At 38.0% G+C, this 19,488-nt stretch carries 21 protein-coding genes and 1 pseudogene; 3 read left to right on the forward strand and 19 right to left on the reverse strand.

What is annotated here, in order from left to right:
* Nucleotides 1-334 precede the first annotated feature (334 nt).
* The gene (locus J2R98_RS14100) at nucleotides 335-571 is read right to left on the reverse strand and encodes a hypothetical protein (RefSeq protein ID WP_307070077.1); all 237 of its coding nucleotides are present in this window, start codon (nucleotides 569-571) and stop codon (nucleotides 335-337) included.
* A gap of 144 nt (nucleotides 572-715) precedes the next feature.
* Here J2R98_RS14100 and J2R98_RS14105 point away from each other — a divergent pair, with 144 nt between their 5' ends.
* Complete coding sequence (locus J2R98_RS14105) at nucleotides 716-1,474, forward strand: polysaccharide deacetylase family protein (RefSeq protein WP_307070079.1); 759 nt, start codon at nucleotides 716-718, stop codon at nucleotides 1,472-1,474.
* A gap of 2 nt (nucleotides 1,475-1,476) precedes the next feature.
* Here the strand turns inward: J2R98_RS14105 and J2R98_RS14110 are convergent, their stop codons facing one another.
* Nucleotides 1,477-2,142 (reverse strand): KinB-signaling pathway activation protein, encoded by a 666-nt coding sequence (locus J2R98_RS14110; RefSeq protein WP_307070081.1) that lies wholly within the window; start codon nucleotides 2,140-2,142, stop codon nucleotides 1,477-1,479.
* Nucleotides 2,143-2,289: 147 nt separating this feature from the next.
* On the opposite strand from J2R98_RS14110, the gene gerD reads away from it, so the two are divergent.
* Nucleotides 2,290-2,949, forward strand: a complete 660-nt coding sequence (gerD, locus tag J2R98_RS14115; protein WP_307070084.1) for a spore germination lipoprotein GerD — start codon at nucleotides 2,290-2,292, stop codon at nucleotides 2,947-2,949.
* A 39-nt stretch (nucleotides 2,950-2,988) separates the two neighbouring features.
* Here gerD and salA read toward each other — a convergent pair whose 3' ends face one another.
* The 9 genes from salA to J2R98_RS14160 form a co-directional block, all read right to left on the reverse strand.
* Nucleotides 2,989-4,041 carry an iron-sulfur carrier protein/transcriptional regulator SalA gene (gene salA / locus J2R98_RS14120; RefSeq protein WP_307070086.1) on the reverse strand — a complete coding sequence of 351 codons (1,053 nt, stop codon included), beginning with the start codon at nucleotides 4,039-4,041 and terminating at the stop codon, nucleotides 2,989-2,991.
* A 64-nt stretch (nucleotides 4,042-4,105) separates the two neighbouring features.
* Complete coding sequence (cwlD, locus tag J2R98_RS14125) at nucleotides 4,106-4,837, reverse strand: N-acetylmuramoyl-L-alanine amidase CwlD (RefSeq protein ID WP_307070088.1); 732 nt, start codon at nucleotides 4,835-4,837, stop codon at nucleotides 4,106-4,108.
* Nucleotides 4,838-4,937: 100 nt separating this feature from the next.
* On the reverse strand, nucleotides 4,938-6,380 hold the full coding sequence (locus tag J2R98_RS14130; protein ID WP_307070090.1) for a PH domain-containing protein: 1,443 nt from the start codon (nucleotides 6,378-6,380) through the stop codon (nucleotides 4,938-4,940).
* Entirely contained in the window at nucleotides 6,373-6,852 is a 480-nt protein-coding gene (locus J2R98_RS14135) for a PH domain-containing protein (RefSeq protein ID WP_307070092.1), read from the reverse strand. The genes J2R98_RS14130 and J2R98_RS14135 overlap by 8 nt, the downstream gene beginning before the upstream one ends.
* Before the next feature lie 21 nt (nucleotides 6,853-6,873).
* Complete coding sequence (locus J2R98_RS14140; RefSeq protein ID WP_307070094.1) at nucleotides 6,874-7,365, reverse strand: RDD family protein; 492 nt, start codon at nucleotides 7,363-7,365, stop codon at nucleotides 6,874-6,876.
* An 11-nt stretch (nucleotides 7,366-7,376) separates the two neighbouring features.
* On the reverse strand, nucleotides 7,377-8,366 hold the full coding sequence (gene sppA, locus J2R98_RS14145) for a signal peptide peptidase SppA (RefSeq protein ID WP_307070096.1): 990 nt from the start codon (nucleotides 8,364-8,366) through the stop codon (nucleotides 7,377-7,379).
* 82 nt (nucleotides 8,367-8,448) lie between these two features.
* Complete coding sequence (locus tag J2R98_RS14150; RefSeq protein ID WP_307070098.1) at nucleotides 8,449-8,910, reverse strand: RDD family protein; 462 nt, start codon at nucleotides 8,908-8,910, stop codon at nucleotides 8,449-8,451.
* 202 nt (nucleotides 8,911-9,112) lie between these two features.
* Entirely contained in the window at nucleotides 9,113-11,134 is a 2,022-nt protein-coding gene (locus tag J2R98_RS14155; RefSeq protein WP_307070100.1) for a TRAP transporter permease, read from the reverse strand.
* 116 nt (nucleotides 11,135-11,250) lie between these two features.
* A complete protein-coding gene (locus J2R98_RS14160) occupies nucleotides 11,251-12,252 on the reverse strand; it encodes a TAXI family TRAP transporter solute-binding subunit (RefSeq protein ID WP_307070102.1) in 1,002 nt (333 codons plus the stop codon).
* A 379-nt stretch (nucleotides 12,253-12,631) separates the two neighbouring features.
* Here J2R98_RS14160 and J2R98_RS14165 point away from each other — a divergent pair, with 379 nt between their 5' ends.
* Complete coding sequence (locus J2R98_RS14165) at nucleotides 12,632-13,594, forward strand: sodium:calcium antiporter (RefSeq protein ID WP_307070103.1); 963 nt, start codon at nucleotides 12,632-12,634, stop codon at nucleotides 13,592-13,594.
* A 243-nt stretch (nucleotides 13,595-13,837) separates the two neighbouring features.
* On the opposite strand, the pseudogene rpsI reads toward J2R98_RS14165, so the two are convergent.
* From rpsI to J2R98_RS14200, 8 genes and pseudogenes are all read right to left on the reverse strand, one after another.
* Nucleotides 13,838-13,897, reverse strand: a pseudogene (gene rpsI, locus J2R98_RS14555) (30S ribosomal protein S9); the annotation flags it as partial.
* 144 nt (nucleotides 13,898-14,041) lie between these two features.
* Nucleotides 14,042-14,332, reverse strand: a complete 291-nt coding sequence (locus J2R98_RS14170) for a hypothetical protein (RefSeq protein ID WP_307070105.1) — start codon at nucleotides 14,330-14,332, stop codon at nucleotides 14,042-14,044.
* 12 nt (nucleotides 14,333-14,344) lie between these two features.
* Nucleotides 14,345-15,370: a site-specific integrase gene (locus J2R98_RS14175; RefSeq protein ID WP_307070107.1), complete on the reverse strand. Its 1,026-nt coding sequence runs from the start codon at nucleotides 15,368-15,370 to the stop codon at nucleotides 14,345-14,347.
* Between the two features lie 705 nt (nucleotides 15,371-16,075).
* On the reverse strand, nucleotides 16,076-16,831 hold the full coding sequence (locus J2R98_RS14180) for a Panacea domain-containing protein (RefSeq protein WP_307070109.1): 756 nt from the start codon (nucleotides 16,829-16,831) through the stop codon (nucleotides 16,076-16,078).
* Nucleotides 16,832-16,858: 27 nt separating this feature from the next.
* Nucleotides 16,859-17,527 carry a RelA/SpoT-related domain-containing protein gene (locus J2R98_RS14185; RefSeq protein ID WP_307070111.1) on the reverse strand — a complete coding sequence of 223 codons (669 nt, stop codon included), beginning with the start codon at nucleotides 17,525-17,527 and terminating at the stop codon, nucleotides 16,859-16,861.
* Nucleotides 17,528-17,847: 320 nt separating this feature from the next.
* A complete protein-coding gene (locus J2R98_RS14190) occupies nucleotides 17,848-18,198 on the reverse strand; it encodes a head decoration protein (protein WP_307070113.1) in 351 nt (116 codons plus the stop codon).
* A 20-nt stretch (nucleotides 18,199-18,218) separates the two neighbouring features.
* Nucleotides 18,219-18,653 carry a hypothetical protein gene (locus J2R98_RS14195; RefSeq protein ID WP_307070115.1) on the reverse strand — a complete coding sequence of 145 codons (435 nt, stop codon included), beginning with the start codon at nucleotides 18,651-18,653 and terminating at the stop codon, nucleotides 18,219-18,221.
* 15 nt (nucleotides 18,654-18,668) lie between these two features.
* On the reverse strand, nucleotides 18,669-19,418 hold the full coding sequence (locus J2R98_RS14200) for a phage tail tape measure protein (RefSeq protein WP_307070117.1): 750 nt from the start codon (nucleotides 19,416-19,418) through the stop codon (nucleotides 18,669-18,671).
* Between the last annotated feature and the right edge of the window lie 70 nt (nucleotides 19,419-19,488).

Below are 19,488 nucleotides of genomic sequence, written 5' to 3' on the forward strand. Positions count from 1 at the left end.
AATTTAATGTCATCGTTGTTTCCTTCTTAGTCAATCACTAGAAGAAAACCGAATTGACGACAGGCTATTTTGTTTAGTTTTCAAGGTTCGAAGTTGGTCGCCTCAAAAGCGACATTTACTAATATAACAAGTTGTTTAATTGGTGTCAACAACTCTGTTAATTATTTTTTGTCTTGTGCTTTTCAAAAAAGCGACTTTAATAATTTAGCATTAATCAATTGAAGTGTCAATAACTATTATTAAAAGTTTTAGACGTTTGATTTTTGCTTTTTTGTCGTGTCTTTTGACGACGAAAATAAATATACCATATGCCTATAGGTTCATCAATACTTTTTTATAATTTTTTATTTAACATAAACAAATTTTTGTGTGGCGTATATTTCAGACACTCCTTTTTACTCGCGAACCGTTTATATATATTAAATAGAAGCGCGTAACGTTCCTTAATCGCTTGTTGTACTTGTGGGTCAAGGTCGTGATAACTGAAATCGTATAAAAGCTCATCCATTTCTCTTTTCAGTAAGTACTCAAGCTCCTTCTGCTCTTGATCATTAACCATTAAACCAATCATTTCATTCACTTCCATTTCTAAACTTTTATGTTTTAATTTTTACCCAATAAACTTCGCTTTATGTATAATCACCATTCTAAAACTATGCAATTAATCATATATATATTTCAGAAATCTAAACTTCTAATAAAGGTTGGGTAAACAATGTTCTTTGCTCTGAATTGGACAAGTTGGAAGAAGTGGATGTTGGGTGTCGTTTTAATAATACTTACGATTACATCTGTACATTTCTCTACAACATATGTATTAAATGTTGGATCACCTGATGCAACACCATCTGGCGCTATTACTAAAAGTTTAAAAGGTGAACCTGAAATTGCATTAACTTTTAATGTGAAGTGGGGAGATGATGTCATCATTGATATTCTTGAAGTTTTGAAGGAACAAAATGTACAAGGCACATTTTTTATTAATGGTGAATGGGCTTTAAGAAATGAGGATTTAGCAGAGCTTATTATAGAAGAGAACCACGAAGTTGGATTATTAGGGTTTTATGATGAGCCGTATAAAGATAACCCCGCTACATACATCGAAGAAGATATAGAAAATGGTACCACAGTGCTGACAAATTTGGGGTATGACCCTCTAACCTACGTTAGACCACCCGAAAACGAGTATGATCAATTTGTAATCGACACGATCCAACAGCTAGGTTATGAATCAGTGTTTTGGAGTATTTATGCTAATGTGAAACATGACAGTGAAGCTGAAGAGGTAAGTCAACATTTAAATGGCCAAGTAGATGAAGGGGATATTATGCTCTTCTTTGCACAAGATAATTTAACGGCTACGCCAAATGTGATTGAGGAATTAATTCAAACAAAAAAAGAAGAGGGATATCAGTTTTTAACAGTTACAGAACTCCTGTCCCCTGCAAACGTTGATATTACCCCTCTTGATTAATACTAATTTTTCTTTTTGTCTTTTGGATTTTGTTTTGAATTCGTTTGTTGAGTTTTCTTAGCTTCAGTGTCTTCTGGGTTGTTAAACCCTACGATACGGTGAAGTTTTAATAATTGGTATGTGTTACATGCTAATAAAGGAACAATCATTAGCATAATCCACTCCGGTTCACCAGTCTGTAAAGCAGGAATCCATTCAATTGTCGTTACAACAATCATAAAGAATAGCGCAGGCAGAAACGCACGTGGGTGTGTTTCTTTTGCTTTCACTTTCGCAACTGCATAACCATAAATCGCGATCATTGCAGCCACTACTATATAAGGGAATAAACCTTCAGGACCTGCGTCTTGGTGATACCTTAAATAAACTAATTCAAAAAGAACAAAACCAATCATAATAACTTGGGCATGTGTCCAAAAACGCCCAAAAAAACCTTTACCGAATTGGTGTAATGTTAAATATGCAAAAAAGCCCATTTGAGCAATTACACTATAAACTAAACCGTAGCCTGAATACCATAAGAGGGCTCCAAAAATTTCCCATGCATCAAATGGGTTTAGATATGGTTCGTAAGCGTGTGTAGAAACAAAAAAGCTTGTAATAACTGTAGATATTGCACCGATCGCTAATAGCGTTATAAAAAATTTTAACCATACACGGATCGTCACTATGCTTCCCCCTATTTACTTATATAATCTTGTCCACTCGTATTTTATCATGGTTTGGAGAATTTTGCTTTCTGTAAATATGTATATTTTTTCACATCCATCTAATATTAAAAGTACTAAGAGACACAATCATGGGGAGCATCTAAGATGGCAAAACACACTTTATTGCTAGTATTAACTGTATGTTTATTTTTAACCGCATGTAATGGAGATGACCAACAATCATCACCCGATTATGAGGCGACTAAACGGATGGTTGTAGATATACTGAAAACGGATGATGGAAAAGAGGCTTTAAAGGAAGCTTTATCTGATGAGGAACTCGAACAAAAGTTAGTACTACAGTCAGATACAGTAAACCAAGCAATTGAACAAACAATATCAAGTGATGAAGGTAAAGAGTTTTGGATTAGCCTTTTTGATGATCCATCTTTTGTCCAGGCCTATATACAAGCTACAAGAGAGCACGATAAAGAAATTATTAAAGGTCTTATGAGTGACTCTAACTATCAAGACCAAATGATTAGTTTATTTCATGAAGATGAAGTTCGAGAATTGATTATGCAAATACTAAAAAGCCAAGAATACAAAGAACACCTAGAGGAATCTATCCAAGAAACATTGCAAAGCCCTCTATTTAAAGCCCAAATAGTTGAGGCATTATTAAAAGCTGCACAAGAAATGGAAGGGCAATCTAATGGGGGTACAGATGAACAAGAGTCAAACCAAGAAAGTACTAATAGCTCAGGAGGCGAAGAAACTGAAGGTGAAAGCATGGAAGGTGAAGGCGGAGACCTTCTAGAGTAAAAAAAGGTTTAGGCTGAATAAGCCTAAACCTTAATCTTTTTATTTAGCTCTTTTAATCACTTGGTTTGCAATAGATAAGAAAATCTTTCCTGTTGGATGATCTTCTTGATAAACTCCAGGTGCAAATGTATCTTCTTCGTCATATGGTTGTTGTAATGGTAAGCGACCTAATACATCAGTATTTAATACTTCAGCTAATTTATCGCCACCACCTTCACCAAAGACATATTCTTTTTGACCTGTAATGTTACTTTCAAAGTAAGCCATGTTCTCAACAATACCTAAGAGTTCATGATCTGCTTTTAATGCCATTTGACCTGCGCGAGCTGCTACGAATGCAGCTGTAGGGTGTGGTGTTGATACAATCAGTTGTTTAGATGATGGTAGTAACTCTTGTACATCTAAAGCGATATCACCTGTTCCTGGTGGTAAGTCTAATAGTAGGTAATCTAAATCTCCCCACTCTACTTCTTTAAAGAAGCTTGTCAACATCTTACCAAGCATAGGGCCACGCCAAATGATTGGTGAGTTATCTTCTACAAAGAATCCCATAGAAATCATTTGCACACCGAAACGCTCAACAGGGATAATCTTTTCGCCTCTTACTTGAGGACGATTTTCGACTCCCATCATATCCGGTACGCTGAATCCGTAAATGTCAGCATCAACAATACCGACTTTTTTTCCTAAACGAGCTAAAGCAATGGCTAAGTTCACTGTAACCGTCGACTTACCAACGCCACCTTTACCACTTGCAACAGAGATAAACGTTGTGCCTTTTTGACCGATCAGATTCGCTTCTTGCTCTTCGTTTGCTTCTGACATGTAAGCATCACGTTTTTCTTCAGGGAGCTCAGTAAAACGAAGTCCTACTGTAGTCGCTCCTTCTCTTTTCAACATGCCTACAATTTCTTGCTGTAACTGTAGTTGTTCTCCAGAATTAGGATCAGCTAATGCGACTTTAACACTAACGTGGCCTTTATCCTCTTTAATCTTAACGCTCTCGATTGCATCTGTTTCCTCGAACGTTTTATGTATATGTGGATCTTGAACTGGTTTCAATAATTCTCTAACGCGCTCTTCTGTAATCAAGTAGGACACCTTCCTTTGTCGTGTTCAATTTAATGCCACAGCTAGTATAACATAAATTTTAATTTCACTCAGTGATTTGGCTTGATTGATTTTCATCGTTTTGTAGTCCTACGACGTATTCAACAATACCTTCGTACATTGCTGACGCTAAACGTCTTTGGTATTCCTCGGTAACTAATAAAGCTCGCTCCTCAGGGTGTGATAAAAAACCAGCCTCTACTAAAGCTGCAGTAGTATTAGCATGTTTTAATATATAGATTTGATTAATTCCTAGTGCCTGACGGTTCGTACCCACTGACTCTTGTAGTCTTCCTTGAATTGATTGTGCGAGTACTTTATTTTCGTCATCTTCAGGATAATAAAATGTTTGTGCACCACTCCAATTTTCATTCAGCACTGAATTCAAGTGAATGCTCACGAATAAGTCCGCTTCATGGTCTTGTATAAATGAAACACGCTCGCGGATATCATGGGCTTTCCTTTTTGAATATCCTTGCATACCTTCAGGAGCTAAGTCCACATCTTCTTCCCTTGTTAAATAAACTAAGGCTCCCGCTTCTTGTAAGTAATCTCGCAAGTAAAAAGAAGTCTGGAGCGTAATCGTTTTCTCTTGAAGGTCACCATAATCCGCTCCGCCATCTACTCCACCGTGACCAGGGTCAATAACAATAACCTGTCCTGCCAATGGCGATGTCACACTTGCAGGCTGTAACAACGTCGGAACAGGTACTTTTAATAAATATATAAGTAATATAAGACCTAAAACCCACAAAACAATAAAAAATAATCGCTTCATTAAACAAACCTCCTCACCAAAATATATGGACAAGGAGGTTTGTTCATGCCATTTATTTGATTAATGAACCACACTAAATCAACAGTTTACCATGGTATTTTTAAAAAATCCGCTTCTGTAATGAATACCAATCAGTGATTCGTTTCGCGTGTTCAAAATCTAACTCTCGCACTCCTGCATGTCGGCCTGCAAAGTTATTTAAGATCGATGACTGAACTGTAGCTATACGCTGCTTTCGATGTAATAATGTCTGTCTCAATTGAATCGATTGAACGCGATTGTGCTTCATCATAATCGTATCTTTACTAAAATCACGGCTTCTGAAGATCAGGTGGTCCTGATCGATACAATAACCTGCTGTCTTCATTCGCCACCAACCAAGCGACATAGCTAAAAGAATGAGTACAAATGGAAGGTACCAAAAATCTGTAGCAAAGATTAACGTTACAATTAACACAATGATCGGCAAGAAGCTTGCTCTTAGCATATAATAAGGTGCTGATCTATTTGGAACTCCTGTAAATTCATTAGCTACTAATTGGTACTCTGGTAAGATTTTTTCTAAGAAAGGCGTGACTTCATTCCTTTTTAATATCGGGAAAATGAACGTTCTGGCATTTTGCCCGCCTTCTCCGCCAGCAATCTCTACATATAAGGTCGCAAAACCTAAAGGTTGTCTAACCATACTTTCTTTAATGCCGAGTGCCTGGATACGTTTTAACGGAATCGTTACTTGCTTTTTCTCTAAAAGACCCCTTGTTATATACAATTCATCTTCATAACGAGTAATTTCAAAGTTACCGTATTTAATAACCGTACCTAAAATACCTAACACCCATAAAAAAATTAAAACAATTAAAGCAAGCACCATGAGAACACTAATTGTTTGAGTTAAAAACCAACTCATCGCATCATCATACACATGTGTTGGAATAAACCGCTCAACTTCACTAAACAGAACAATAAACAACCCTATTATGACTCCGATACTTCCTGATGTTGACCCTGCAATCACTAACCGCTTCGTACTAATGGTTTCTTTTGTATAGTGTTGTTCCTCTTCCTGCTCCGTTTCATCTATATACTCAGATTCTACCGTTTCCCCGTTATGGTACTTCAGTTCATTACGCAGAGCTTGTCCTTCTTCTAACGTCACTGCACTTAATGAAGCATCTGTACTTAAATCGCTACCCGCTGTTTCTATTTGAACTTTCGTTAAGTTGAATAGTCGATGAATAACACCTTGAGTTAAATCAATGGATTGAACGCGGTTTTTAGAAATATAACGCTTTTTTCGCACAATTAATCCTTGCTCAATCCTTAACTCATCACCAACAACAGAATAACGAAACCTAAACCATTCAATAACACTTGTTATTATAAATAAGGAAATTAAACCTGCAATGCCTAAAGCAATGTAGTTAAAAAAATCGTTACCCATCGTTGCAATGATAGTAGCACCAATGACAAAAATTAAATTCCTTAAAATACTAATAACCCTAAAGATTACTGCAGCTGGGTGAAGTCGCTTTGGATTAGACATCATCTTCATCCACCCTAGCTAATTCCGAGATTTGATCACGTAAGTCTGCGGCTTCTTTTTCAGGCAATGCCGGAATTTCATGAACGGTTGCTGCTGTTGAAATCGTTAAATTAGATAAACGATACCGTTTCAAAATAGGTCCTTGCTTCGTATCAACATGCTGAACACGAATCATTGGCACCAATGTACGTGACACAACAAGAATGCCGTGTTGGATATATATTTCTTGTTCAAACAGTTCATACCGCCAACGACGCCAACGAATTTTCGGCACAATTACCACCATGAAATACGTAACGACAATTAATAAGGCCACTGCACTTATAGAATACCAATAGGTGACTTCTATAAAATGCACGAGAAAAAAACTTGCAATGGCTAATCCCCAAGGAACAAGCATGACCAAAGCAGCTGAAAGACGCCATGCTTTAATGGCATCTTTCGCTATTCTATTCTTGGGTGCTTCCCTCATATATGACTCCCCCTAAACTTTCTAAGACTTAAGCGACCATTCATGAATGACACGAGTGTCACCGATCATATCATGGATGCCTTGTTTCTGAGAATCAAAAGCAACAACTAAGTAGAGGATGTTTGTAAACCATAATACTCGGTAAAAGAAACGTCCGACTACTTCACGAAAGATTAAGTCACTCCACTGTAATGGTTCAAAGTCTTTTCTTATAACACGTATGCCAAACACTTTTTTTCCAATTGTTTGTCCAAAGTATTTCGTTAATAAAACAAAGTAAGCATACAGCACTGCAGTACTAATAATTGTTGCTATTGTCCAAAACCCAATCTCCAAAACTTCGCCACCAGTTATTAAGCGATATGGAGCCAATATGATTCCGTTTATACTAAACACGATGACTAAATCGAAAAGGTACGCCCAAAAGCGCATCCAAAAACCGGCAAAACGAACTTGTTTTAAAGAGGATTCAGCCTCTTGTCCTTGGGCTTCAACATTATATGTCTCACTCATTTAGGCACCTCCTATTCTGTATATAAATACATCGCTCTTGGAGCACTTGATTTACGAATCATTTCTTCTAATTGCGAAAATCGGAACTCGTCAGATACTAAACGTTGAGCTGTTCCACCTAAAAAGGCATTAAACCCTAACTGAAATTCATACTCTACCACTTGGGCACCTTGTAAATCGTTATCTTCTTTTAATTGAGAAATCGCATCATCTAAAGAACCTAGACTATCAACGAGACCATTTTCTTCAGCCTGTGATCCTGTATAAATACGACCATCACCTAAGTCACGTACAGTTGATTCATCCATATCACGACCGTTGACAATAACTTGGACAAAATCATCATACATGTCATCAATCATTGACTGAAGAATTGATTCTTCATCATCTGTCATCGGTCGGAACGAGGACATAATATCCTTATACTCACCACTTGTAATCGTATTAAATTCAACCCCTAGGTCATCTGCGAGTTCAGCAAAGTTAATGGCCTCCATAATAACACCGATTGAACCTGTTAATGTAGCAGGATGAGCAACGATATGATCAGCAGGTGCTGATACATAATAACCACCTGATGCAGCCATGTTACCCATTGATACGTAGACCGGTTTGTCCGCTTCTTGTAAATCTAAGATTTTACTATGCACTTCTTCACTTTCAACTACACCACCACCTGGTGTATTAACACGTAACACGACGGCTTCTACATCTTCATCTTCTTTAGCAAAATCAAGCATGTCTAACAACATTTTGTGATTGTATGTACTAGTATTTAACAAACCACCAACATCACTACTTTGAATAACACCTTCTAAATGAATAACCGCGATCTTATCAAATGGGTCTCCATCTTCTCGAACTTCTTCAGAGAAATCACGATCTGATTCAAACATCTCATTCCAATTAGTTGTAGCAACCGTTGTCGAGACTTGCGCAATAACTGACACGATGAACAAACCGAATGCAATTCCTAATGCAATCCAACGTTTTTTATCCATTTCTATCTAACCCCTCACTTCTTAAATCTTATCCATATGAATGGCTGCCTCCTAAAGAGACAGCCATATTACTAGCCTACCTTTAACCTCGCCTTTTATCACGGTAAACAACTCGTGTATTACAGATCATATCATGCAGTGCTTTTTTCTCTTTATTCCATCCAGCGATCATAAAACCAATTAAAAACGGTATGGCTGATAAGATATAAGCAAAAAAACGCCCAATTGACTTCCATATACTAATCTTACTCATATCGGGATTTACAACTTGAATGCGACAAATCAATTTACCAGGCGAACCTTTTAACTGACTCGCTGTAAAGCCAATAATAAAGATAATATTGTAAAAGATGTTCGCAACCGTCTCTGATGTAGTCATTAACTGTTCAGCCATAGTAACTTGCATCGCTTCAAAATAAGCTTCATCACCAATTAATACTGCTATGATCCATGTTAGTACTAACATTATAATACCATCTATTACCCACGCTAAAAATCTCATCCAAAATCCTGCAGGTTTCAACTGTGTGAAGTTAAGTGCCAACTTTGCTCCTCCCTTCTCATCAACTGACATACCTTATTCGTATGTACCATTATAGCACTTTTCATTATTTTTCCAAAACACAAATATGGTCTAGCTTTCGTGAATATTCTATGCGAGCTTAAAGGGTAAGTTGTTCTACGTCTCATCATTAAATCAAGCAACCAAAAAAGGCTGACACTTTTAAAAGTGCCAACCTCTAACTTTAAGCTGAAACAGGTTCATAGCTTTGCTTATCGTCTGGACGACGCGTTTGTAAATACCAAACTAAAGCAATCATTAAAATACCTGCAAGATCAATATAAATATTTGGTGTAATTAACATTAAACCAGCCGCAATGAGAACGAAGCGTTCCCATACGTAACATTTTCTTTGGAAATAGCCCATTACTGAACTGCTAACCCCCATCATACCGAGCAATGCCGTGACTACTGCCAATAATAGCATAATGATGGAGTGATCTCCGGCTTGAACTAATATCGGATTATAGACAAATATATACGGTATGATAAAGGCGGCTATGGCCAGTTTAACGGCGGTCAACCCACTCTTAAACGGATTCGATTTGGCTATACCTGAACCTGCATAAGCTGCTAAGCAAACCGGTGGGGTAATGTCAGCAACAATACCGAAGTAGAATACGAATAAGTGTGCCGCTAAGACTTCTACACCGAAGCCGTTAATTAATGCTGGTGCTGCAATAGTCGCTGTAACAACATAGTTCGCTGTTGTCGGTAAGCCCATACCTAAAATGATACAAGCAATCATCGTAAAGATTAATGCTAACAGCTGAATGTCATTCGATAGCGCAATGATTCCTGCTGCTACTTTACCACCTAAACCAGTCATACCAACAACACCAGCGATAATACCAGCTGTTGCGACAGCTGCAATTACTGGTAATGCAACACGTGCACCTTGCTCAAGTACAAAGAAGATCTTTCTAACAGACATTCTCGTCTCTTTACTTATTAAACTGACACCAAACGCAACTAAAATACCCATTAATGCTGCACGCTGTGGTGTGAAGCCCATAAATAGTGTTGATACAATCGCAATCAACGGCAATAACATATAGCCTTTTTTCTTTAGTAATTGCCAAGTATTTGGAAGCATCTCTTTTGGCGCTCCGAAAATCCCTTGTTTCTTCGCCTCATAGTGAGCTCCCATGAAAATACCTGCAAAATAAAGCATAGCTGGTATTAATGCCGCTAACATAATGGTTGTATAGTCAGTATTTGTATACTCAATCATGATAAAGGCAGCTGCACCCATAATCGGCGGCATTAATTGACCACCTGTTGATGCTGAAGCTTCTGCCGCTGCTGCGAACTCTGGTCTAAAACGAGCTCTTTTCATCATTGGAATTGTAAATGAACCAGATGATACAGTGTTAGCAATCGAGCTACCAGACACCATACCTTGCATCGCACTAGCTGATACAGCTGCTTTTGCAGTACCACCAGTAAAACGACCTGTTAGAGCGAACGCTAAATCATTGAAGAACTTACCGATCCCTGAATGTACGAGAATGACACCAAACAATAGGAACAAGAAAATAAAACGAGATGATACTTGAACTGGAATACCAAAGATCGCATTTTCTCGATACCATAGATCCGTCATGACACGCTCAAACGAGAAGCCACGATGTGACATCATTTGAGTTGGAATGATATTACCATATAACGCATATAAAATTACAAAACCTGCTACAATAACAATCGGCAGTCCAACTGCACGCCTCGTTGCCTCCAATAGTAATAAGACACCTAAAATTGCAACTAAGACATCTAACGTCTCGTATCCATGAATACGAGCATTTAATATTTGATCAAAGAAAATGATCTTATAATACCCGACAAAAATAGCTGTGAAAGCTAAAATAACATCATACCAAGGTATACCACGATCATGAAGACCTTTTTTAGCAGGATAAAGTAAGTAAATGAGTCCTAAAGCTGTACCGACGTGGACGGCACCTTGTATTTGAGATTGCAAAGTACCATAGTACCCTGTGTACAAATGGAATAGCGTTAAGTAGATTGCTAGAAAGGTAACAACCCAAGCCCACTTTCCTATATTTGATCTCGTGTTACTTTCGCGGTCATACTTCCTCAACAACTCTTTCTCATTCACCTTCTCACCGTTGTCATGCGTGTCTGGTGATGTGTTATTCAGTTGTTCATTATTCTGGTTGTTTTCGTTATTCTCTTTTCTAGACACACCCTTCACCACCTTGTAATAGGTTAAACCTAACAGCCTAATAAATTGGCACAAAAGGGACCGGCACACTGTGTCGGTCCCTTTTGCAATTTAATAACTTAATATTTAATCGTTAATTATTTTAAGTCTTCTAAGCTTTCAATTTCTGTTGCTTCACGCGTAATAATCTGCATTACTTCTGGGTAAATGTGACCGATAAATGCAAAGTTATCAACTGCTGCACCTTCAAAATCTTCTTCACCATTAAATGCGTTTAATGCAGGTACGTGAACAGTCATACCTAAATCCTGCTCATCTCTACCGATTGAAGCTAAGTTCTCAACAGAAGCTCCTGTTTCTGTAGATGTTACGTTTACACCATCAATATGGTTATTCCAAACAGTAGCCATCTCACCACCTAGAGGGTAGTAAGTACCACCAGAACTACCAGTACCAAGAATTAGCTCATCTGGACGATCTGCTTCAGAAGCAGCCACTTCAGCTACATCTCCAGAAACGTCTAAGCCTTGCTCTTCATAGTACTCAGCAGCACCAGGGTGGATTGGTAGACCTTCTGCTCCACTTAGTGCATTTTCTAGAGTCATATGATCAGATTGTGCGTGCGTATTCTCATCTGCATGTTCTACTGATACACGCGCTAATTCATAACCTAACTCATGGTCAATTGTATTTGTGTTACCAACTAGAATTGCATAAGCTGTTACCGTTTGCACATCTTCTTCTAAAAAGTCATATGCATCAGCAGAAATTGTGTATGGTAGGTAACCTAACTGATCTTGTGCATATTGAATTTCATCATCTGTTAAACTAATTAGTTTTGCATCTCCAGTGTTTGCTTGTAAGTCATTAACACTACCAGCTGGTAAACCTAGTAAACCAAATGATACGTCAATGTTACCATCTTGCAAACCGTCACGCGCATTACCGAAACCTTCTTCATAAGCATCGTAATCGCCTTCTTCAATTCCAGCTCCTTCAAGAATCACTGTAGCTGCAGCTTGTGTACCACTACCTGCAGGACCAATAGCAACCCTAGAGTCGCCACCGCCACCACATGCTGCTAGAATCATTGTTGCTAAAAAGCCAATTGACATTAAAAATACAATCGATTTTTTCATGTGAAGCTTCCCCCTATATTTTTTATTTTTTAGAAAACTAGATCCTAATTAAAGTTTATTATATTAGGGAATCTAGTATTCACACAATAAAAAAATAAATCTAGTATGTAGTTTACCCTAATTTTTACAAAAAATCTATTATAAAGAACAAATTAGGCTACAAAACATACTATACCACGTTTATTGACTGATTGCATCTATTAAGCTATAGTAAATAATAGCAAGGGGAGTAGCGACCGTATAACACGGTTGGTGAATCGTCATTCCCGGTGATTTGTCACCCGGTTCATCAAGTAATACGCAAGACCTTGGCCTTACATACGTGAGGCCAAGGTCTTTTTTTGTTTAATGAATTAAAGTGTTCTCGGAGGAGTCTGTCATGGTTATATACATTAGTTTTACATTAGCAGCTATTCTTGTAGTATTCGCTGCAATCAAACTGAATGAGTATGGTGATCAAATTAGTCGACAAACAGCGATGAGCGGGGCGATGGTTGGTGGCCTTTTAATAGCAGGTGCCACTTCCTTACCTGAATTAACAACAAGTGTTACCGCTGTTTATATCGATAATGTCGATATTGCAGTCGGTAATATGTTAGGTAGTAATGTGTTTAACTTACTCATAATAGCTTCAGTCGATTTATATTACCGAAAACTTAAAGCTTTTAACACAGTTGAACCTAACAATCATTTTTCACCTATTATTTTCGGTATTATACTAACATCAACTGTCACGATCGCAATGGTGCTTGATTTAGGGTTTTCAATTTTTAATATCGGTTTTGAAATGTACATTTTAGTCGCTTTATACATTATTAGTGTTAAGCTATTTGAAAGTGAAGAACCAGAGGAACCGGTGGAGCAATACGGTGACGTCACACCAACTCATAAAGTTATTCGCTATTTTATCTTCTCAGCAATTGCTGTGCTATTAGCCGGAAGTGTCCTTTCTATTTCTGGTGACTTGTTAGCTGCACAAACTGGTATTAATTCAAGCTTTGTCGGAAGTGTGTTAATTGCTGCATCTACATCTCTCCCAGAGCTCGTGGCTGTCATTGCTGCTTACAAAATCGGTAACTACGCGATTGCAGTCGGGTCTATTTTAGGAAGCAATTTATTTAACTTACTACTTCTTGCATTTACGGATGCCTTTTACCAACAAGGTCCGATTTTACAAGGTGTAAGCTACTCGATGATAGTCATTGCTGCATTAAGTTTAGTTATGATGTTATTTACACTTTATATGTTAATGCGCAGCCCAACTCAATCCACATTTAAGTATATCATCCCTTCAATAGCTATTATTGCTATTTACTTGATTGTTTCCTATATAACGTTTTAAAGCACAGGTAAGCGCACCTGTGCTTTTATTATAAGCTAACGATTTGCCGAAACGCTTCATCGGGATTTTTGTTCGTTTCAGTTAACTGTTCATACGACCCTTCAAAAGCAACCTCACCGATATGGTTGATCACAAAGAAGATTAAAGGAATAAAAACGACCCAAAATAATCACTTTAACCATCATAAAAAACCTCTCTGCCATAAAAATGACAGAGAGGTTGAACCTTTGTATATAAGGTATATTAACGCTTTGAGAACTGTGGTGCACGACGAGCGCCTTTAAGACCGTATTTCTTACGTTCTTACAAATTGCCGATTTTGTGCCATCAGTTCAACCGTTACAAAGTGCATAAAATAAGGGTTTTGCGCTTTATCCATTCCATTGAATTACACTGAAAAATTTAGAAAGGGTATTCAATGGGTATTCAAAAGGTATTCAATTCTCCTTAATCTTGCTGGCGGGTAATGTGAGGGTCAAGTGTCATTTTGACCTTAGCACAAATGGTCTTGTATGCTTCAAGATCAATGGCTTCAGCTTCAAACCATGCTTCACCGACTACCTCAAAGTCATCTTCTACAATGGTACACACATTTCCCTCTTTCCAGCTGTACTCTGACACACCAAATGCATATGGTTTAGCGTTAAGGATCATTACCTGTTCCCCTGGAAGTAAGATCCCGTTTAATAGTGTTTCGTGTTTATCTGAATCAATATATTTAACTGTCACTTGTTGCATTATAGTTCCTCCTCAAAATGATAAATAAACGTCCATGAGGTCACTTCTTGACACACCATGGCCTAAATAACTATGAACTTGGTCTATAGCTTGTTTAACTCGTTGATAGATAAGGCGCTCTGATTGTTCAATCTGATAATCCTTCCTGTAACCTTCCGAACGGTTAAGGACCATTCTCTGAACAATGTCAAGGCCTTGTTTTTCGATACCTAACTGCTTGAATTCCTCCTGCAGCATAAATCGAGCATACGTATGACGTAAGCTATGGGATCCTTTTATCCCCGCTCGCACATATCCGCTTCTAATCGTGTCATATTTCACTTTCAGAATATAATCTTTCTGATCGCCGTCTTTGACTAGCGCTTGAATTCTCTCTTCCATATCAGGCCGACATAACGCTTTACGTCCTCTTCCAGCTTTAGTGACTCCTACAGCTGTATTAGCAGCGTAACGATCGCTAACAGCTCCCCAGTAATACTGGCCATCTTCTAACGTAATGTGAGCGTATGTCGTATTTGCCGCTTCACGTAACCTTAAGCCGAAAGCCATCTGCAGATCAGCTGCAACTCTCACATGATTGGATAAGCCCTGGTAAGCTTCTTTGTATTCCTGGTCTGTTAGTGATCGGTTAACAGCCTCCTCTCTTGATCTCACGTCAACTAATCGTTTTTTAGGACACCAGTTTCTTGGCGCCATTCCTTTATCTTTAGACACTTTGGCCATGCCTTTATTAAGCAGCCTTAAATTCGTCTCAATGTTAATGAGATGGCCATTTGAAACCTCTTTCGTTTTCATGTGGTCTATATAAAGGCGATAATGCGATCGCTTCACCTGGTATAGATCCATTAATCCTTTTTCGTTTTTTAACCACGCTACAAAGTTTTGTGCTGTCGATAGCGTCTCTTTCATTTGTTTAATAGAGTGAATGCCCGTATCAAGTTTTTGTCTCTCTAGACTATATTTTGAGACACCTATTTGATCAATTGTTTTTAGTGCCTGGTTCACTTGATATTTCAACTTACTTCCGGATCTCTTCACTCCTGATCAGTCCCTTCAAAAGGTATTAAAAATAACAGAACAACATAAGGTGATGCATGTTATTAAAGCCCAAAGGCCAGCGGAAAACCGCTTCTATTGTGGCCATGCATGACCACCGTAAATCTATATATGAAACAGCTTTTAAAACACAAAAAAGAGCGACTTCAGCTGTATGAAAAGTCACTCTCTTAACCTTCAATCACCTGTATATAAACAGGCAATCGACATGTTCTGTTTTTTAAATTACGCCTTCTAACGGATTTTTGATATAAAAAAAGACAGACCAACCGAATTTACGGTCAACATCTGCTTTCACAATTACTCCCTCAAACGGTTTTTTAATGCTGGCTCTTAGCGTCCAGCTCCTCAGTAAATTTATGTGCTATGTCAGCACGCTTCTTTCGATTCTGTATTGAATCATTTGAAGCAAATTAATTTTGTGATTCACTTTCTACCTGCTCTATGGTTAGTTTGCATTCTTGGTTACTGTCTAACGCTTATAGGGATAGTGTGTGAATCAATCATCAAATAACAGTTTACTTTTAAACCTGTCGGCCAAAGCCGATTCATTTGCTATCAGGTCGCATGACCCAATCCAAGAAAAAGAAAATAAAAAGTTAAAAAAGTAATTTATGTAATAATCGTAGCAATTATCTAAAAGTTTTTCAAGTGAAAATTAAAAAAGCCTCCCGCAAAAGCGAAAGGCTAGTGTTTCATGACATATTCTTTAATCAAGTCTTCATCGATGTCTCTGTTTAGACGTTTGCCACCTTCAGTCACAATATCCCAAGGTGTTCCTGGTTGATGCGTTAAATGGACCAAATCCCAAGCTTTATATTTTTTATATTCAGTGAGTGTTTCATCCAGTACATCTAGATACTTACCAAAGCTTGATGTCTGCATAAATCGTGAGTATACGGACAATTTAAACTCATCATCTTGATTAATTGGCGTTGTGTCATCTTCCAATTGATCCATTATGCTGCTTCCACCATATTTTTTATACGTGTCATAAACTTCTTCAATAACTGGACCATGTCTCCAGGCAACAAATTGCTCTTTAAAAGGTGCTTCTGCATATTTTTTAACATAGCCTTCATAGAAGAAATACAATAGCTTCTGTAGCTTTAAATGTGTACATTCTATCTTAGACGTGATGAGATTCGCTATGTCAAAAGACGTTATCTCATCGTCATCAGCAAGAAAGCGCATGAATGAATCGAAATCATTAGCTGGAAACACATCTTCAAAGAATTTGTCGTACTCTACAACTGATTCCCATGTTTTAGCGTCCGTTTTCACATGGTGAAAGCCAAAAGATAGTTCCGGATAATATGATTTTAGAGTATCAGTCAACTCTTTAAAATCCTTTAAACCATCTACGCTTTTGTGCACCTGGTGAAACGCAATACGCTTCCCTTCACTGTAATCACTGTGAAGTAAAATAAAGTGTTCAAACATAGCAAATCCCTCCTTTTCGCGTAATAATTAGCCATCCCTATATTTAGTTGGCCAATATGTATAATCTTTCTTATATACCTTATGTGAATCAAGATTAGAACGTTCATGCTGTGCGTCCCAAACTTGAAGCTCTATTGGAAAACAATTATTTGACGCTCCCATAAAGTAAATATGGTATGCTTTATAATCCTTTATTTGACGTTCACTTGCTCGAATCCTTCTTTTATCCTCATCTTCCATAACCTCGATGTGTTCAGTTAGATCATGAAAGTTAGATGCAAAGTCTTCATCAACGACTCTGAAGCCTAGCAGATCGTTTAGATATTTGTTAATCGAAAAACTGCCGTTTGCATCGAATCTTTTACGATGAAGTTTCGAGACAATGGAATCATCATTTTTCACTCTTCCCGTAATCGGTATGCCATGGTTGGATGACAGCTCCACCACAATATCAGCATACAGATCGTACAGCCCTAGTTGATAACTTTCCATATAATCAAGAAAGTCTGTATCAATGAAATCATCCATGTTCTTTGGATCATCTGACGTTACATGTCGGACTTGTTTCTTTTTAAGGTTAAAGGTTTTACCCTTCTGAGTTTCAAGCCATTCATGGTTGTACTGATCATGTCTTTCACAAATAATATCGATAATTCTTTTGTAGTCGTCAATACTATAGCTATGTGAAAGTGACACGATAATTACCCCTCAGTTTGTCCAAAGTCAACACCAAGTATACACAATGAGTGCAAAACGAGCAAACAGGAGCTTTATTTATATAATCGGTTAAATTCTAAAAAAGTGAATAAGGAATGGGATAATTACTTGATGTCCTGGAGAGATTAAGTAAGAGATGACTAGAAGGCAAAAAAGTATTCCCGGAAAGGACTGACCGGGAAACTTTTCGATAAGTTATATTTTATTCAGACAGTAGAACGATAACGACGATTAACTTATCAATGGATTTAGAAAACTTACTTAAATTATACAACATTCTTATCATATATACCAGCTTTTTAAGCGTTTGTTTTCAGGAATAATCCAATATTACGCATGGCCACTTTATGGGTACTTGCTGTATCTGTACCACCAAAAGTTAAAGCATCCTGATTAAATTCACCTGTAAGGTAAACAGCTGCACGTTGATCAGTGTCAGTAGCATCTACTTCATCCATTAGAATCGCATAAGGGTTTTGTACGGATCCAGCTCCAGCTGAATCAACTAAGACACCTTTATCTTCAGCATCTAACGCTAGTACGGAACCTTCAGGATAAACTTGGCCAGCTTTTAGTGTCATTCCATCCGTTACCTTGGGCATTGTGCCCCCGGCTATTAAATTTTGATAACTCATAGAACCAATTTGCATGTTATATCATCCTTTCGTTTTTAATTTGACCTCTTCCATTCTTCTAAGGCTTCGTCAAACTCTTTACCCCACTGCTCTTTCAATGCTTTTAGTTCTGTGAAATCAACTGTGGATCCTTGCTTATTTTTATACTCCTGAAGACGCATTGCTATATAGCCTTCTCTTGTGTTTGATAAATTCTTCGGTATTTCTAGCAGGATAAAGTCTTTTTGATTATCTGCGTACTGGATCGTGTAGGTGATAAGGTCATCAGTTTTTATCTGATCTACCTTCAAATGATGCTCTAAATCCAACGATAGGTAGTGTTTACCTTCCTCAAATTGAATTAAGAGTAATCTATCGTTGTGTTCAACGCTCTTAATGGCGTTCACAAATATAGATGTCATAGCGCCATTTTGAACAGTCCACCTAAGGTATTCACCCTTCATATCCATTAACAAATTTGCACTAAGCATCGTTTACCTCCTCGATTAATTTCCTAGATTAACTCTGCGTTGATTCTGCAACCATTTTCTCATCTTACGCTCGAAATCTCTTTGAGACATTTCCATAGCCTCTCGGACCTCATTAGCGTCTGCGCCACCGTGCACATGAACCTCGGCATTGTAATGAAATACAACTTGATCTGAATCGTTATTCGTCGTGTCGCCTCCGCCTTTATCATCACGATTAATGAATTGATCTAACTTCGATAAAGGTAAGACAGCCTCTTGTTCGGCACCTTCACCAATCATGGCCAACGTTGCACCGGTTGTAATACCACCTTGAGCTAATTCAGGAATACGAGGAAGACTGACAGTTGGGATGTCAGGGACTCCAATTTTCCCGATACCAGGAATGTCCATAGACGGGATCTTATTAACGGCATTTGCTATACCATTGATGATTTTTTCAAACCCTGATATTAAACCATTACCCATGCCAAGAATGGCATTGATCGGAGCTCGTACACCATCTTTCATTTTCCCAAAAGCATCAACAAAACGGTCTTTCATCTTGCCGACAACTTCACCTATCTTCTCGCCGAGGCCAACGAAAAAGTCACGAATGCCGCCCCATATCTCCATCGCTTTCGCAGACACAACATCCCAGTTTTGATAAAGGGCCACACCTGCAGCTATTAACAGGCCGATTGCAATAACGATTAACCCTATAGGGGAAGTAATAAAGGCCATTGCTGCACCGAAAGCCCAGGTAAGGTTAGTATCAAAATTGGACACACTCTAAGGCAAAATGTTTCCATGAAATTAAGTCTAGAAAAGGTAGGGGTAATTATGCCAGAAAAAAAGC

This window comes from Alkalibacillus filiformis (assembly GCF_030814115.1).
Taxonomy (GTDB): domain Bacteria; phylum Bacillota; class Bacilli; order Bacillales; family Alkalibacillaceae; genus Alkalibacillus; species Alkalibacillus filiformis.